The sequence below is a fragment of the Pseudomonas guangdongensis genome (genome assembly GCF_900105885.1).
In the GTDB taxonomy this organism is placed as follows: Bacteria; Pseudomonadota; Gammaproteobacteria; order Pseudomonadales; family Pseudomonadaceae; genus Geopseudomonas; species Geopseudomonas guangdongensis.
This window is the reverse complement of the sequence record NZ_LT629780.1, coordinates 2,645,850-2,661,432: the sequence shown is the minus strand read 5'-3', so window position 1 is coordinate 2,661,432 and position 15,583 is coordinate 2,645,850. Positions and strand designations below refer to the sequence as shown.

At 68.2% G+C, this 15,583-nt stretch carries 13 protein-coding genes; 9 read left to right on the top strand and 4 right to left on the bottom strand.

Going from position 1 to position 15,583, the window contains the following annotated elements:
* Positions 1–22: 22 nt before the first annotated feature.
* The gene (nfuA, locus tag BLU22_RS12505) at positions 23–607 is read right to left on the bottom strand and encodes a Fe-S biogenesis protein NfuA (RefSeq protein WP_090215075.1); all 585 of its coding nucleotides are present in this window, start codon (positions 605–607) and stop codon (positions 23–25) included.
* Positions 608–737: 130 nt separating this feature from the next.
* Positions 738–3,017 (bottom strand): fatty acid cis/trans isomerase, encoded by a 2,280-nt coding sequence (locus BLU22_RS12500; protein ID WP_090215074.1) that lies wholly within the window; start codon positions 3,015–3,017, stop codon positions 738–740.
* 233 nt (positions 3,018–3,250) lie between these two features.
* Here BLU22_RS12500 and metH point away from each other — a divergent pair, with 233 nt between their 5' ends.
* Positions 3,251–6,961, top strand: coding sequence for a methionine synthase (metH, locus tag BLU22_RS12495; RefSeq protein ID WP_090215073.1), 3,711 nt, complete (start codon positions 3,251–3,253; stop codon positions 6,959–6,961).
* A gap of 84 nt (positions 6,962–7,045) precedes the next feature.
* On the opposite strand, the gene BLU22_RS12490 is transcribed toward metH, so the two are convergent.
* Positions 7,046–7,342, bottom strand: a complete 297-nt coding sequence (locus tag BLU22_RS12490; protein ID WP_090215072.1) for a DUF1883 domain-containing protein — start codon at positions 7,340–7,342, stop codon at positions 7,046–7,048.
* 118 nt (positions 7,343–7,460) lie between these two features.
* Between BLU22_RS12490 and BLU22_RS12485 the strand changes: the two genes are divergently transcribed.
* The 5 genes from BLU22_RS12485 (at position 7,461) to hppD (ending at position 11,716) form a co-directional block, all read left to right on the top strand.
* Positions 7,461–7,928 carry a YbjN domain-containing protein gene (locus tag BLU22_RS12485; protein ID WP_090215069.1) on the top strand — a complete coding sequence of 156 codons (468 nt, stop codon included), beginning with the start codon at positions 7,461–7,463 and terminating at the stop codon, positions 7,926–7,928.
* Between the two features lie 59 nt (positions 7,929–7,987).
* Positions 7,988–8,641 (top strand): glutaredoxin 2, encoded by a 654-nt coding sequence (grxB, locus tag BLU22_RS12480; protein ID WP_090215066.1) that lies wholly within the window; start codon positions 7,988–7,990, stop codon positions 8,639–8,641.
* Positions 8,642–8,794: 153 nt separating this feature from the next.
* Positions 8,795–9,715: a bestrophin family protein gene (locus BLU22_RS12475; protein WP_090215063.1), complete on the top strand. Its 921-nt coding sequence runs from the start codon at positions 8,795–8,797 to the stop codon at positions 9,713–9,715.
* A gap of 136 nt (positions 9,716–9,851) precedes the next feature.
* The gene (maiA, locus tag BLU22_RS12470) at positions 9,852–10,487 is read left to right on the top strand and encodes a maleylacetoacetate isomerase (protein ID WP_090215060.1); all 636 of its coding nucleotides are present in this window, start codon (positions 9,852–9,854) and stop codon (positions 10,485–10,487) included.
* Positions 10,488–10,639: 152 nt separating this feature from the next.
* Complete coding sequence (gene hppD, locus BLU22_RS12465) at positions 10,640–11,716, top strand: 4-hydroxyphenylpyruvate dioxygenase (protein ID WP_090215058.1); 1,077 nt, start codon at positions 10,640–10,642, stop codon at positions 11,714–11,716.
* 227 nt (positions 11,717–11,943) lie between these two features.
* Here hppD and BLU22_RS12460 read toward each other — a convergent pair whose 3' ends face one another.
* Positions 11,944–12,732 (bottom strand): IclR family transcriptional regulator, encoded by a 789-nt coding sequence (locus BLU22_RS12460; RefSeq protein WP_090215056.1) that lies wholly within the window; start codon positions 12,730–12,732, stop codon positions 11,944–11,946.
* 165 nt (positions 12,733–12,897) lie between these two features.
* On the opposite strand from BLU22_RS12460, the gene BLU22_RS12455 reads away from it, so the two are divergent.
* The 3 genes from BLU22_RS12455 (at position 12,898) to BLU22_RS12445 (ending at position 15,581) form a co-directional block, all read left to right on the top strand.
* Positions 12,898–13,449, top strand: coding sequence for a VOC family protein (locus tag BLU22_RS12455; RefSeq protein ID WP_090215052.1), 552 nt, complete (start codon positions 12,898–12,900; stop codon positions 13,447–13,449).
* A 28-nt stretch (positions 13,450–13,477) separates the two neighbouring features.
* Entirely contained in the window at positions 13,478–14,788 is a 1,311-nt protein-coding gene (gene fahA / locus BLU22_RS12450; RefSeq protein WP_090215048.1) for a fumarylacetoacetase, read from the top strand.
* A gap of 82 nt (positions 14,789–14,870) precedes the next feature.
* Positions 14,871–15,581 (top strand): CoA transferase subunit A, encoded by a 711-nt coding sequence (locus BLU22_RS12445; protein WP_090215046.1) that lies wholly within the window; start codon positions 14,871–14,873, stop codon positions 15,579–15,581.
* The last annotated feature ends 2 nt before the right edge of the window (positions 15,582–15,583 follow it).

Genomic DNA, 15,583 nt, shown 5'->3' with positions numbered 1-15,583 from the left:
CGGCCAGGACCGGCGAGCGCCGTCAGTAGTAGGCGTTTTCCTTGTTGCTGTGGTCGGTGACGTCGCGTACGCCCTTGAGTTCGGGGATGCGCTCCATCAGGGTCTTCTCGACGCCGTCCTTGAGGGTCATGTCGACCATGCCGCAGCCCTGGCAGCCGCCGCCGAAGCGCAGGATGGCCACGCCCTCGTCGTCGATGTCCACCAGGCTGACGTTGCCGCCATGGCCGGCCAGACCGGGGTTGACCTCGGTCTGCAGGTAGTAGTTGATGCGCTCGGGCAGCGGGCTGTCCTCGTTGACCATCGGCACCTTGGCGTTCGGCGCCTTGATGGTCAGCTGGCCGCCCATGCGGTCGGTGGCGTAGTCGACCACGGCGTCTTCGAGGAACGGCACGCTGACCGCGTCCAGCCAGGCGGTGAAGGCCTTCAGCGCCAGCGCGGTGTCCTCGGACTTCTGCTCGTGGGGCTTGCAGTAGGCGATGCAGGTTTCGGCGTACTGGGTTCCCGGCTGGGTGATGAACACGCGAATGCCGATGCCCGGCGTGTTCTGCTTCTCCAGCAGGTCAGCCAGGTACTCCTGGGCGGATTCGGTAAAGGTGATGGCGCTCATGGCAACTCCTCGCAAACATGCGCGCAGTGTACGCGATGCCGGGACGCGGATAAAGTCCTAGCGTTTTGGTAGGAATAAGGCCGGAGACCAGCGACGCAAGGCCCGGAGACCCGCCGAACGTCGCTGCCGCTCACAGATTCTGGTAGCGGTTCATGTCCAGCACCCCCGCCTCCACCGGCTCGCGCTCGCGGATGTGTGCGCTCAGGTCGTGGAACAGGCTCCAGAAGCGCGGATCGCTGCGCCGCACACCCCAGCGCTGCACGATGCGCTCGAACTCCCCGGCGCTGCGCGCCTGCTCCAGGGCGGCGACGAAGGCCGCCACCTCCCCTTCGCGCAGGCTGAACAGGAAGTTCGGGTAGCTGCTCAGCACCTCCGGGTAGAGGGTCAGGGTGTCCTTGTCCGGCTGGTAGCGCAGCGACTCGCCGAGCAGGAAGGCCACGTTGCTGTGCGCACGGTTGCGCAGCAGGCTGTAGACCTCGCGCCCGCCGCCATCCAGCTCGACGCGCAGCAGGGTCGCCTCGGGGAGGAACTCGATGGCCGCCAGCTCGGCCAGCGGCCGCGCCGCCAGCCGGCTCAGGCGCTGGTCGACCCGCTGCAGCGCGGGGCTCGCCTTGGCGCGATAGCAGCGCCCGTCGCCGCAGCGATTGAGCGGATCGGGCCGCGCGTTGAGGGTGCCGTAGCGCTCCAGCAGCCGGGCGGCGAACACCGCCTTGGCATTCTCCGCCGGCAGCGTCAGGCCGCTCGGCGTGGTGCGGTCGATGCCCTCGTAATCCAGCCACAGCTTGAGCCGGCCGCTGTACTGGTACCAGTCGCCGAGGATCGCCTGGCGCTGCGCCGCCGGCATCAGGCGCAGGAAGTTCTGCTCGGCGCCGTTGCGGATCAGGTCGAAGTACAGGCGGGTCTGCGCCTGGTGGGAGACGTTGCCGAACACGTCGAAGTTGACCACCAGCGCGTAGTAGGTGCGCTCCAGCAGCGGGAAGTCCATCCACCACAGGGTCTGCGGCACCGCACCGATCAGCCCCTTGCGCACCGAGGCGCTGTCGTGCTGGCGGAAGATGGTCAGCAGCGCGTTGTCGTTGCCAGCCCAGATGTGCGACCAGCTCGGATAGGGCGTGTGCGAATAGGCCTCGCGGCGCGCCGCCTCGTAGCCGTTGCGCTTGGCCCGGTAGGTACGCCAGACCAGCGGCAGGCGCGCCAGGTCGTCTTCCTGGCCGGGCAGCGCCAGCAGCGGCGTGACTTGCTCGCGGTACTCGGCATCGAGCAGGTAGAGGTCGTGGGCCGGGTCCTGGAACAGCGTCCAGAAGTGGTCGCGGATCACCTCGGTGGCGATCTGGCCGCGACACACCGGGCCGCGGATGAAGGTGCGCACGAAGTACTCGGCGTCGTCCAGCATGAACCGGTAGCGCGCCTCGGCGGGGATCGCGGCGAAGGTCTCGAACGGGTTGGCGCGGCGGTGCGGGCCGTAGCCGGGCACCGCATCCGTCGTCCAGTCGCCGGCGAAGAACAGCCCCTCGACCCGCGCCAGCTTGCGCGGATTCAGGGCATAGGTGATGTGGGTCTTGTGTACGATCACCCCCTGCACCGGCCGCAGGCGGTAGAAGAAGCGCGTACCGGGGTCGTCGTTGGGGCGCCGCGTGGCGATCACATCCACCGCCTCGCCCGTGGGCGTGCGCGAGCGCACCAGCTCGAAGAAATGTCCGCTGGCGCCCTTGTCGAAATACAGGTGGGCGAGGAACAGGTGCTCGTACAGCCAGCGCGCCACCAGTTGCTCGCGGGCGCCGCGGCGATTGAGCAGCGCCTCCCAGGCCTCGATCTGCGCCGCTTCCGAGGGATTGGCGACGACCGGCTCGCCATCCAGCGGTGCGCCCTCGGCCAGCCAGCGCTGCAGGAGCGCGTACTCGCCATCGCTCAGCCCGCTGACCGCGAAGGGCATGCCGGCACTGGGCTGCCGGGCGGCGAAGTCGTCGAACTCTCCAGGCGTCGGGCACTGGTTGTCGCGGCGGATGCCGATGTCCAGATCCTCCGGCAGTTTGCTGCCCGGCAGCGGCGCGTGGGCACGGCCCAGCGCCAGCATCCGCGCCACCAGCGCCGCGTCGCCGCCCTCCAGCACCGAATGGAAGCCCCGCGTGCGCCAGCCCTGCTCCGTCTGCGCATCGACGAACAGCCGGGTGGTCGCCTCGGCCTGGGTGCGCGTGCCGTTGTACACCGGCACCTTCGATGCCCCGCGCGCCAGACCGGCGCCGCTGCCCAGGTTGAGCTGGCAGGGCGCGTCGTAACAGGCATGGCAGGCCACGCACTTGGCGGTGAGGATCGGCTGCACATCGCGGGTGAAGGAGACCGGGGCGGCGGACAGCGGCAGGCTGAACAGCAGGATCAGCAGCAGGATCAGCAGCAGGAAGGGGATGGGCATGGGGCTGTCCGTGGCGGGTTTCGGGGGATTCTAGCCGTTTGCCCGCCGGCACGGGGGCGGAGGCTCCGCAACGCGGCCGCACCACCGGGATCCGGCTTCCACGCGGCGCGTGGAAAGCCTCGCAGACGCCGGCCCAACATGAACAAAATTCATGCTACACCCGCATGCGCTCCAGAACCATGCAGCTTTGCTATCATCCGCGCCTTTCGATCCACCCTTTCTAGGTAGTCCCCATGACCGACCGCGCCGCCCGTCTCCAGGCCCTCCAGAACGCCCTCAAGGAACGCATCCTGATCCTCGACGGCGGCATGGGCACCATGATCCAGAGCTACAAGCTGGAGGAGTCCGACTACCGTGGCGAGCGCTTCGCCGACTGGCCGAGCGACGTCAAGGGCAACAACGACCTGCTACTGCTGTCGCGCCCGGACGTGATCGGCGCCATCGAGAAGGCCTACCTGGACGCCGGCGCCGATATCCTGGAAACCAACACCTTCAACGCCACCCGCGTATCCCAGGCCGACTACGGCATGGAGCACCTGGCCTACGAGCTGAACGTGGAAGGTGCCCGCCTGGCCCGCCAGGTCTGCGATGCCAAGACCGCCGAGACCCCGGATCGCCCGCGCTTCGTCGCCGGCGTGCTCGGCCCGACCAGCCGTACCTGCTCGATTTCCCCGGACGTCAACAACCCCGGCTACCGCAACGTCACCTTCGACGAGCTGGTGGAGAACTACACCGAGGCCACCCGCGGCCTGATCGAGGGCGGCGCCGACCTGATCCTGATCGAGACCATCTTCGACACCCTCAACGCCAAGGCGGCGATCTTCGCCGTACAGCAGGTGTTCGAGGAGGAAGGCGTTGCACTTCCGATCATGATCTCCGGCACCATCACCGACGCCTCCGGGCGCACCCTGTCCGGGCAGACCACCGAGGCGTTCTGGAACTCGGTGCGCCACGCCAACCCCATCTCGGTCGGCCTCAACTGCGCCCTCGGCGCCAAGGACCTGCGCCCCTACCTGGAAGAGCTGGCCAGCAAGGCCGACACCCATGTCTCCGCCCACCCCAACGCCGGTCTGCCCAACGCCTTCGGCGAGTACGACGAGAGCCCGGCGGAGATGGCCGCGGTGGTCGAGGAATTCGCCGCCAGCGGCTTCCTCAACATCGTCGGCGGCTGCTGCGGCACCACCCCGGCGCACATCCAGGCGATCGCCGAGGCGGTGGCCAAGTACCCGCCGCGCGCCATCCCGGAGATTGCCAAGGCCTGCCGCCTGTCGGGCCTGGAGCCGTTCACCATCGACCGCAACAGCCTCTTTGTGAACGTAGGCGAGCGCACCAACATCACAGGATCAGCCCGCTTCGCCCGCCTGATCCGCGAGGAGAACTACACCGAGGCCCTCGAAGTCGCCCTGCAGCAGGTGGAAGCCGGCGCCCAGGTGATCGACATCAACATGGACGAGGGCATGCTCGACTCCAAGGCGGCGATGGTCACCTTCCTCAACCTGATCGCCGGCGAGCCGGACATCTCGCGCGTGCCGATCATGATCGACTCCTCCAAGTGGGAGGTGATCGAGGCGGGCCTGAAGTGCATCCAGGGCAAAGGCATCGTCAACTCGATCTCCATGAAGGAAGGCGTCGAGCAGTTCAAGCACCACGCCAAGCTGTGCAAGCGCTACGGCGCCGCCGTGGTGGTGATGGCCTTCGACGAGGCCGGCCAGGCCGACACCGCCGCGCGCAAGAAGGAAATCTGCCAGCGCTCCTACGACATCCTGGTCAACGAAGTCGGCTTCCCGCCGGAAGACATCATCTTCGACCCGAACATCTTCGCCGTGGCCACCGGCATCGAGGAACACAACAACTACGCGGTGGACTTCATCGAGGCCTGCGCCTACATCCGCGACGAGCTGCCCTATGCGCTGACCTCCGGCGGCGTGTCCAACGTGTCCTTCTCGTTCCGCGGCAACAACCCGGTGCGCGAGGCGATCCACTCGGTCTTCCTCTACCACGCGATCAAGAACGGCCTGACCATGGGCATCGTCAACGCCGGCCAGCTGGAGATCTACGACGAGATCCCCGCCGCGCTGCGCGACAAGGTCGAGGACGTGGTGCTCAACCGCAACGCCGGCGCCACCGAGGCGCTGCTGGCCATCGCCGAGGACTATCGCGGCGGCGGCGCGGTCAAGGAAGTCGAGAACGAGGAATGGCGCTCGCTGCCGGTGGACAAGCGCCTGGAACACGCGCTGGTCAAGGGCATCACCGCCTTCATCGTCGAGGACACCGAGGAGTGCCGCCAGCAGTGCGCGCGCCCGATCGAAGTCATCGAAGGCCCGCTGATGGCCGGCATGAACGTGGTCGGCGACCTGTTCGGCGCCGGCAAGATGTTCCTGCCCCAGGTGGTCAAGTCCGCGCGGGTAATGAAGCAGGCGGTGGCCCACCTGATCCCCTTCATCGAGGCCGAGAAGGGCGACAAACCGGAAGCCAAGGGCAAGATCCTCATGGCCACGGTCAAGGGCGACGTCCACGACATCGGCAAGAACATCGTCGGCGTGGTGCTCGGCTGCAACGGCTACGACATCGTCGATCTGGGCGTGATGGTCCCGGCGGAGAAGATCCTCAAGACCGCCATCGAGGAGAAGTGCGACATCATCGGCCTGTCCGGGCTGATCACCCCCTCGCTCGACGAGATGGTCCACGTCGCCAAGGAAATGCAGCGCCAGGGCTTCTCGCTGCCGCTGATGATCGGCGGCGCCACCACCTCCAAGGCGCACACCGCGGTGAAGATCGAGCCGCAGTACAGCAACGACGCGGTGGTCTACGTCACCGACGCCTCGCGCGCGGTGGGCGTGGCCACCACCCTGCTGTCCAAGGAAATGAAGCCCGACTACGTCGCCAAGCTGAAGACCGAGTACGCCGAGGTGCGCGAGCGCACCGCCGCGCGCAGCGCGCGCACCGAGCGCCTGAGCTACGACAAGGCGGTGGCCAACAAGCCGCAGTTCGACTGGGCCGGCTATCAGCCGCCGGTGCCGAGCTTCACCGGCGTCAAGGTGCTGGAGGACATCGACCTGTCGACCCTGGCCGAGTACATCGACTGGACGCCGTTCTTCATCTCCTGGGATCTGGCCGGCAAGTTCCCGCGCATCCTCACCGACGAGGTGGTCGGCGAGGCCGCCACCGCGCTGTACGCCGACGCCCAGGCGATGCTGAAGAAGCTGATCGACGAGAAGCTGATCAAGGCCCGCGCCGTGCTGGGCTTCTGGCCGGCCAACCAGGTCGAGGACGACGATCTGGAGGTCTACGCCGACAACGGCGAGAAGCTCGCCACCCTGCACCACCTGCGCCAGCAGACCATCAAGCCGGACGGCAAGCCCAACCTGTCGCTGGCCGACTTCGTCGCCCCGAAAGAGAGCGGCGTGACCGACTACATGGGCGGCTTCATCGTCACCGCCGGCATCGGCGCCGAGGAGCTGGCCAAGGACTTCGAAGCCAAGGGTGACGACTACAACAGCATCATGGTCAAGGCGCTGGCCGACCGCCTCGCCGAGGCCTGCGCCGAGTGGCTGCACAAGGAAGTCCGCACCAAGTACTGGGGCTATGCCCAGGACGAGGCGCTGAGCAACGAGGAGCTGATCAAGGAGCAGTACAAGGGCATCCGCCCGGCCCCCGGCTACCCGGCCTGCCCGGACCACACCGAAAAGGGCACCCTGTTCGCCCTGCTCGACCCCGAGGCCGAGATGGGCAAACCCGGCCAGAGCGGCGTGTTCCTCACCGAGCACTACGCCATGTTCCCCGCCGCCGCCGTCTCCGGCTGGTACTTCGCCCATCCGCAGGCGCAGTACTTCGCGGTCGGCAAGGTCGACAAGGATCAGGTCGAGCGCTACACCCGGCGCAAGGGCCAGGATCTCGGCGTGACCGAGCGCTGGCTGGCACCGAATCTGGGGTATGACGACTGACCGATCCACCGGCAAACACGAAGAGGCCCGCATCTGCGGGCCTCTTCGTATCCGGAGCGGTCACAGCCAGCCACCGGCCGTGGCTCAGTACCCCGGCTTCGCCCGCCGAATCCTGATCGAATACTCCAGCTTCGGCTTGCGCGTCACGCTGATCGGGCGGCGGGTAACGGTATCGAGGGTGATGTTCCAGAAGCCGCTGCTCGGCACGTTGATCCGCGCCGGGAAGCGGTCGAAGTGCCCGCCGATGTAGTTGTGCCGGGCGCCGTTCTTGAAGGCGCGGAAGTTGGCGTCGTTCATCAGGCGGATGTTGCAGGGCAGCGAGCTCTCGATGACGATCTGGTCGCCCTCGTTGAGCTGCTCGCGTTGGTGGATGAATTTCATGGCGATTCCAGAGCACGTTGCAAGGCGCGCAACATAGCACGAAGGCGGATTTCCCGCCGCGCCGCAGCGGTTACACTGCGCGCCGGTCGTCCGCCATCACACACACGGAGAGTCGAGCATGAACGTCCCCCAACTGGCCCTGCGCAGCCTGCTGATCCTGGCACTGGGCACCGGCGCCGCCCAGGCCAGCACCCTGATCGATGCCAGCAACCCCCAGCAGGTGCTGGAAATCGCCAAAGGCTTCGGCTCGGCCGAGCTGGGCACCGACGACGTGGGCGATCCCAACATCGTCGGGCGCATCGACGGCACCAAGTACGGCGTCTACTTCTACGGCTGCAAGAACGGCCGCGACTGCACCGCCCTGCAGTTCAGCGCCGGCTGGTCCGGGGTCGCCACCAACCTCACCGAGATCAACGCCTGGAACCGCGACAACCGCTTCGCCAAGGCCTTTCTCGACAACGACGGCGACCCGCGCCTGGAGATGGACATCAACGCCGACCACGGCATCACCCGCGACAACCTCGAAGACTCCTTCGAGTGGTGGCAGGTCTGCCTGCAGCAATTCAACGCCCAGGTTCTGCAATGATTGCCCGCCGGGCGGCCACCTGAGCCCGCCCGGCCCAGCCCCCCGAGCGAGGACTGCCCATGCGGCTCTATCTGTATGACCACTGCCCGTTCTGCATCCGTGCCGAGATGGTCGCCCACTACAAGCGCGTGCCGGTCGAGCAGGTCTACCTGCTCAACGACGACGAGGCGAGCTGCCTGGCGATGATCGGCGCCAAGCAGGTGCCGATCCTGCAGTTCGACGACGGCAGCGCGATGGGCGAAAGCCTGGACATCGCCCGCCATCTGGACGAGATCGGCGACGTCTTGCGGCCCATCCGCCCCCATGGCGACACCGAGGCGATCCGCGCGCAGCTCGACCGGGCGCGCCTGGCCATCTGGTGCCTGCTGTTCCCCCGCGATATCGCCCTAGACCTGCCCGAGTTCGCCACCGCCTCGGCCCGCGACTATTTCCAGGCCAAGAAGGAGCAGCTCATCCAGCGCAGCTTCGCCCAGGCGCTGGCGGAAACCGCCGAGCACAAGGCGGCGGTCGAGGCGATGCTGGCCGGCCTGCCGGCGCTGCCGCTGCCCAGCGAACACGGCGGCACCCTCGGCTGGGACGACGTGTTGCTCTATCCCGGACTGCGCAACCTGAGCATGGTCAGGGACCTGGCCTTCCCGCCGGCGGTGCGCGCCTACGTCGAGGAAGTCGCCCGCCTCACCGCGACCACCACCTACTTCGACCGCGCCCGCTGAACGCGGCGGGACGCGGCCGCCAGACGATCCACGACGGCGGCGCAGGCTCTGGAATGGGCCTCCGGCGCCATGCCGGCACTGGCCGGCAAGCGCCGGGCGGCGCATAATCCGCGCGCCTCCCGCCCCTCCCGTCCTTTGTGGATCGCCCCCGACATGATCGTTCGTCCGCGCCCCGGCACGCTCAAGCTGTTGTTCATCCTGCGTGGTTCCATCCTGCCGCAGATCGCCGCCAAGATCGGCGTCATCACCCTGCTCTCCTGCGCCGTGGTCGCCCTCTACGAGGCCGGCTGGATGCACTGGCTGAGCCAGCTCAGCGCGCCGTCGTTCTCCCTGCTGGGCCTGGCGCTGTCGGTGTTTCTCGGGTTCCGCAACAGCGCCTGCTACGACCGCTGGTGGGAGGCGCGCAAGCTGTGGGGCGAGGTGATCATCCACAGCCGCGGCCTCGGTCGCGAAGTCCTCGCCCTGCTGCCCGGCGCCGAACGGCAGGCCCTGCGGGCGCGACTGCTCAGGACCACCATCGCTTTCGCCCATGCCCTGGCCGCCCAGTTGCGCGACCAGGACGCCCGGCTGGCCGCCGAGCGCTGGGTCGAGGGCGCGGCGCTCGCCGCCCTGCGCCAGCGCCGCAACGCCGCCGAAGCCCTGCTGCAGGCACTCAACATCGAGCTGGCCGACGCGCTGCGCCGCGGCCAGCTCAGCGACGTGCTGTACCTCGGCCTGGAGCGGCGCCTGCAGGCGCTGGCCTGCGCCCAGGCCGCCTGCGAGCGGATCAAGAGCACGCCGACGCCCTTCGCCTATTCGCTGCTGCTGCACCGCACCGCCTGGCTGTTCTGCCTGCTGCTCCCGTTCGGACTGGTCGCCTCCCTGGAACTGCTGACCCCGGTGCTGGTGGCGATCATCGCCTATACCTTCTTCGGCCTCGACGCCCTGGGCGACGAACTGGAAGAGCCGTTCGGCCTCTCCGACAACGACCTGCCGCTCACGGCGCTGGTGCGCCACATCGAGATCGACCTGCTGGACATGCTCGGCGAGCCGCTGCCCGAGCCGTTGCTGCCGCAGGGCTATGTGCTGAACTGAGCACAGCGCTTGACAGCCCGGCCGCTACGCTGCAAATTGCACAAATCAGAACGCAGTTACGCAAAGAACAATATTCGGGCGAGCGAGGAGACGGTACGAGCGCTCCCGCCCGACCGTCCAACACGAGCGTGCGGCCATGGACCTGTATACCTACTACCGTTCCACCTCCTCCTACCGGGTGCGCATCGCCCTGGCGCTCAAGGGACTGGAGGCCCGGCATATCCCGGTCAACCTCGCCCCCGGCCACACCGAGCAGCGCCAGAGCGCCTACCGTGCGATCAATCCGCAAGGTCGCGTGCCGGCGCTGCGCAGCGACGAGGGCGTGCTGCTGATCCAGTCGCCGGCGATTCTCGAATACCTCGAAGAACGCTACCCGCAATGCCCGCTGCTGCCGGCCGATCCGCTGGAGCGCGCGCGCCAGCGCGGCGTGGCGGCGCTGATCAGCTGCGACATCCACCCGCTGCACAACGTCGCGGTGCTCGAACGCCTGCGCGGCCTGGGTCTGGACGAGGCGCAGGTGCAGCAGTGGATCGCCCACTGGATCGGCGAGGGTCTGCGCGCGGTCGAGGCGCTGATCGGCGACCACGGCTTCTGCTTCGGCCCGCGCCCGGGACTGGCCGACGTCTACCTGCTGCCGCAACTGTACGCCGCGCGCCGCTTCGGCGTGGACTTCGCCGACCTGCCGCGCATCGTCCGCGTCGAACGCCGCGCCCTCGAACACCCGGCCTTCCGACAGGCCCACCCGGACGCCCAGGCCGACACCCCGGCCTGAGTCCCCGCCATGAAGATCCTCGGCCTGCAACTGCTCATGGGCGACTTCCTCGCCCGCAGCGTGCGCGGACTGTCCTGCGCGCCGCCCTTCCGGTTTCTCGACCGCTGAGCTGCTACACCTTCATTCAATCCGCTTGCACACGAGAAACCGCCATGACCGATCTCTTCGATAACCCGATGGGCCTGATGGGCTTCGAATTCATCGAATTCGCCGCCCCGACGCCGAACACCCTGGAGCCCATCTTCGCCATGATGGGCTTCACCAAGGTCGCCACCCACCGCTCCAAGGACGTCGACCTGTACCGCCAGGGCGACATCAACCTGATCCTCAACAAGGAGCCGAAGAGCCTCGCCTCCTACTTCGCTGCCGAGCACGGCCCGTCCGCCTGCGGCATGGCCTTCCGGGTGAAGAACGCGCATAAGGCTTACGCCCGCGCCCTGGAGCTGGGCGCCCAGCCGATCGACATCCCCACCGGGCCGATGGAGCTGCGCCTGCCGGCGATCAAGGGCATCGGCGGCGCGCCGATCTACCTGATCGACCGCTTCGGCGACGGCAGCTCGATCTACGACATCGACTTCGAATTCATCGAGGGCGTCGACCGCCACCCGCAGGGCGCCGGCCTCAAGCTGATCGACCACCTGACCCACAACGTCTACCGCGGGCGCATGGCCTACTGGGCGGACTTCTACGAGAAGCTGTTCAACTTCCGCGAGATCCGCTACTTCGACATCAAGGGCGAATACACCGGCCTGACCTCCAAGGCGATGACCGCGCCGGACGGCATGATCCGCATCCCGCTCAACGAGGAATCCTCCAAGGGCGCCGGGCAGATCGAGGAGTTCCTCATGCAGTTCAACGGCGAGGGCATCCAGCACGTGGCCTTCCTCACCGACGACCTGCTGAAGACCTGGGACGCCCTCAAGGAGCTGGGCATGCGCTTCATGACCGCGCCGCCAGCGACCTACTACGAGATGCTGGAAAGCCGCCTGCCCGGCCACGGCGAGCCGGTGGCCGAGCTGCAGTCGCGCGGCATCCTGCTCGACGGCGCGGCGGAGAACGGCGAGCAGCGCCTGCTGCTGCAGATCTTCTCGGAAACCCTGATGGGCCCGGTGTTCTTCGAGTTCATCCAGCGCAAGGGCGACAGCGGCTTCGGCGAAGGCAACTTCAAGGCGCTGTTCGAGTCCATAGAACGTGACCAGATCCGCCGCGGCGTGCTGGCCACCGAGTAAGGACGCTCGCCCCTCGCCCGAGCGCGGCGCGGGGCCTAAAGGCCGGGGGTCGACACGGCGCCCCCGGCCTGTACTTGCGGCAACCCGGATCGGCCTGGCAGCGAGATCCGGGTTGCCGTTTTTCTTTGTGGCGCGCAGACCGCCTGATCCTGATGCTGAACTCCCCCCGCCAGCCCATCGCCGCCGGCATCCCGGCCGCCGCGCCGTGCCTGCGGGGCCTGGCCGCGTTACTGCGGCGCCACGCCGCCCATCCGCGCACTGATCTCCGCCGCCACCGTCCGCAACCGCTCGGCCTGCGCGCCCTCGGGGTCGGCCGGGAAGCTCGACGCCGTGCCGACCACGGTGATCACCCCGACCAGCTTCTCCCCCGCTGCGAACAGCGGCGCCGACAGCGCATTGACCCCCGACATCAGCAGGCCGTGCACGTGGTGCAGGCCGCGCGCGCGGATCTGCGCCTGCAGCGCCGCCAGCTCGGCGGCGCTCGGTGCGCCCGGCTCGGCCAGCGCCTCGGCTTGCAGTGCGGCGAGCTCCACCGCCGGCAGGAAGGCGTCGAACACCAGCCCGGTGGACGAGCCCAGCAGCGGCAGCACCGAGCCCACCTGGGTGACCACGGTAACAGCGCGCACCGCCTGCTCGACGTGCACCACGGTCGGCCCCTTGTTGCCCCACACGGCGAGGAAGCAGGTCTCGTTGAGCGCGTCGCGCAGCTCGACCAGGCGCGGCAGCGCCACCTTGGTCACGTCGAGACGGCCGATGGCGGCCAGACCGACGAACAGCGCCTCGCGGCCCAGGCCGTAGTGGCCGGTGCTCTCGTCCTGCTCGGCGAAGCCGCTGGCGATCAGCGCCTGCAGGTAGCGGTGCACCTTGCTCGCCGGCATGCTGACGTGCTCGGCCAGGCGCGACAGTGAGGTGGCCGGCGCCAGTTCGGCCAGGCCCTTGAGGATGTCGGTGCCGACCTCGGCCGATTGCACCTTCTGCCGCCGTGGCGCCGCGGCGCGCTCGATTTCGCTGGTCATGATCCTTCCTGTGGGTGGCGATGGGTGGCGGATTCTAGCGCTTGACGCCCTCGGGCGCGCAAGTTACGTTAATCGTAAGTTGATTACGCAAAACAAAACGCAGATTCGCCAGCGCCACCTGTGCCGCCGCGCATCCGCACCGCCCACCGAGAAAGGGAAACCGTAATGAAGCCGCTCGTGCAGAAAATCCATCACGTCGCCTACCGCTGCAAGGACGCGCTGGAAACCGCCCGCTGGTACGAAAAGCACCTGGGCATGCAACTGGTGCTGTCCATCGCCGAAGACGCCGTGCCCTCCACCGGCGAGTCCGATCCCTACATGCACATCTTCCTCGACGCCGGCATGGGCAACGTGCTGGCGTTCTTCGAGCTGCCCACACGGCCGGAGATGGGCCGCGACCCGAACACCCCGGTGTGGACGCAGCACCTGGCCCTGCAGGTCGAGTCCATGGAGGTCCTGCTGGAGGCCAAGGCGCGCCTGGAGGCCGCCGGCATCGAGGTGCTCGGCCCGACCGACCACGCGCTGTTCCAGTCGATCTACTTCTTCGACCCCAACGGTCACCGCCTGGAACTGGCCGCCAACACCGGCTCGGCAAAGATGCTCGCCGCCCTCGACCAGGTGAAATGGGCGATGCTCGAAGAGTGGGGCCAGACCAAACGCGCACCCAAACACGCCGCGTGGATGCACGACGGCAGCTACAAAGAAATGTTCCAGTAATCCGGCCCCGCCACGGAGAACGCAGTCCATGATCGACGCAGCCAACCCGCTCAGCTGGGTGCCCTCGGCCAACGGCCACCCCGACTTTCCCCTGCACAACCTGCCGCTGGGCGTCTTCAGCGTCGCCGGCCAGACGCCGCGCGGCGGCGTCGCCATCGGCGAGCACATCCTCGACCTCCAGGTCGCCTGCGCGGCCGGGCTGTTCGAGGGTGAGGCCGAAGCCGCCGCCCGGGCCGCCAGCGGCGACTGCCTGAACGCCTTCTTCGCCCTCGGCGCCCCGGCGCGGCGCGCCCTGCGCGCGGCGCTGACCGGCCTGCTAGCCGAAGGCAGCCCGGCGCGGATGCACATGGAAGCCCTGGGCGATGCCCTGCTGCCGGCCATGGCCGACTGCCGCCTGCACCTGCCGGCCAGGGTCGGCGACTACACCGACTTCTACGTCGGCATCCACCACGCCAACAACGTCGGCAAGCTGTTCCGCCCGGACAACCCGCTGCTGCCCAACTACAAGCACGTGCCGATCGGCTACCACGGCCGCGCCTCCACGGTGTGCGTCTCCGGCACCCCGGTACGCCGCCCGCTGGGCCAGACCCTGCCGCCGGGTCAAGAGGCGCCGAGCTTCGGCCCGAGCAAGCGCCTGGACTACGAGCTGGAGCTGGGCATCTGGATCGGCGAGGGCAACGCCATGGGCGAGTCCATCGCCATCGGCGAGGCCGGCGAGCATGTGGCCGGCTACTGCCTGCTCAACGACTGGTCGGCGCGCGACCTGCAAGCCTGGGAATACCAGCCGCTCGGCCCGTTCCTGGCCAAGAACTTCGCCACCACGGTATCGCCCTGGGTGGTGATGCCCGAGGCGCTGGCGCCGTTCCGCATCGCCCAGCCGCCGCGCCCGGCCGGCGACCCGCAGCCGCTGCCCTACCTGCTGGATGCCCAGGATCAGGCCGCCGGCGCCTTCGACATCGAGCTGGAAGTGCTGCTGCAGAGCGCCGCCATGCGCGAACAGGGCCTGGCCCCGCAGCGTCTGGCGCTGAGCAACACCCGCCACATGTACTGGACCGTGGCGCAGATGGTCGCCCACCACAGCGTCGGCGGCTGCATGCTGCAGCCGGGCGACCTGTTCGGCTCCGGCACCCTGTCCGGGCCGGAGCCCGAGCAGTTCGGCAGCCTGCTGGAGAGCAGCTTCGGCGGCAAGCAGGCGCTGACCCTGAGCAGCGGCGAGACCCGCACCTTCCTCGAAGACGGCGACGAGGTGATCCTGCGCGCCCGCTGCCGCCGCGAGGGTCAGCCCTCCATCGGCTTCGGCGAATGCCGCGGCGTGTTGCTGCCGGCGCGCAGCGCCTGACACCGGCGATCCGATCGCTCCCGCGCTCCGGCGTGGGAGCGCCCCCGTCTCAAGCACACAAGAACAACAGAGACCGCTCAGCATGAACAAGCTCTACCCCAACGCCGACGCCGCCCTCGACGGGCTGGTGGAGGACGGCATGACCATCGCCGTCGGCGGCTTCGGCCTGTGCGGCATCCCCGAGGCGCTGATCGCCGCCCTGCGCGACAGCGGCCGCAAGAACCTCACCGCGATCAGCAACAATGCCGGCGTCGACGGCTTCGGCCTCGGCCAGCTGCTCGCCACCCGGCAGATCAGCAAGATGATTTCCTCCTACGTCGGCGAGAACAAGGAGTTCGAGCGCCAGTACCTGGCCGGCGAGCTGGAGCTGGAGTTCACCCCGCAGGGCACCCTGGCCGAGAAGCTGCGCGCCGGCGGCGCCGGCATCCCGGCGTTCTTCACCAAGACCGGCTACGGCACCCTGGTCGCCGAGGGCAAGGAGACCCGCCAGTTCGACGGGCAGTGGTACGTCATGGAGCGTTCGCTGACCGCCGACGTGGCGCTGGTCAAGGCGTGGAAGGCCGACAAGGCCGGCAACCTGGTGTTCAACAAGACCGCGCGCAACTTCAACCCGCTGGCCGCGATGGCCGGCAAGGTCTGCGTGGTCGAGGTCGAGGAGCTGGTCGAGACCGGCGCCCTGGACGCCGACCAGATCCACCTGCCGGGCATCTACGTGCAGCGCATCGTGGTCAACGCCACGCCCGAGAAACGCATCGAGCAACGCACACTTTCTACAAAAGCAGGGAGGAGCTGAAC

Bases quoted from the DNA above. Each gene is read 5' to 3' on its own strand.
- nfuA (WP_090215075.1), bottom strand. From the start codon at position 607: ATGAGCGCCATCACCTTTACCGAATCCGCCCAGGAGTACCTGGCTGAC.
- BLU22_RS12500 (WP_090215074.1), bottom strand. From the start codon at position 3,017: ATGCCCATCCCCTTCCTGCTGCTGATCCTGCTGCTGATCCTGCTGTTC.
- metH (WP_090215073.1), top strand. From the start codon at position 3,251: ATGACCGACCGCGCCGCCCGTCTCCAGGCCCTCCAGAACGCCCTCAAG.
- BLU22_RS12490 (WP_090215072.1), bottom strand. From the start codon at position 7,342: ATGAAATTCATCCACCAACGCGAGCAGCTCAACGAGGGCGACCAGATC.
- BLU22_RS12485 (WP_090215069.1), top strand. From the start codon at position 7,461: ATGAACGTCCCCCAACTGGCCCTGCGCAGCCTGCTGATCCTGGCACTG.
- grxB (WP_090215066.1), top strand. From the start codon at position 7,988: ATGCGGCTCTATCTGTATGACCACTGCCCGTTCTGCATCCGTGCCGAG.
- BLU22_RS12475 (WP_090215063.1), top strand. From the start codon at position 8,795: ATGATCGTTCGTCCGCGCCCCGGCACGCTCAAGCTGTTGTTCATCCTG.
- maiA (WP_090215060.1), top strand. From the start codon at position 9,852: ATGGACCTGTATACCTACTACCGTTCCACCTCCTCCTACCGGGTGCGC.
- hppD (WP_090215058.1), top strand. From the start codon at position 10,640: ATGACCGATCTCTTCGATAACCCGATGGGCCTGATGGGCTTCGAATTC.
- BLU22_RS12460 (WP_090215056.1), bottom strand. From the start codon at position 12,732: ATGACCAGCGAAATCGAGCGCGCCGCGGCGCCACGGCGGCAGAAGGTG.
- BLU22_RS12455 (WP_090215052.1), top strand. From the start codon at position 12,898: ATGAAGCCGCTCGTGCAGAAAATCCATCACGTCGCCTACCGCTGCAAG.
- fahA (WP_090215048.1), top strand. From the start codon at position 13,478: ATGATCGACGCAGCCAACCCGCTCAGCTGGGTGCCCTCGGCCAACGGC.
- BLU22_RS12445 (WP_090215046.1), top strand. From the start codon at position 14,871: ATGAACAAGCTCTACCCCAACGCCGACGCCGCCCTCGACGGGCTGGTG.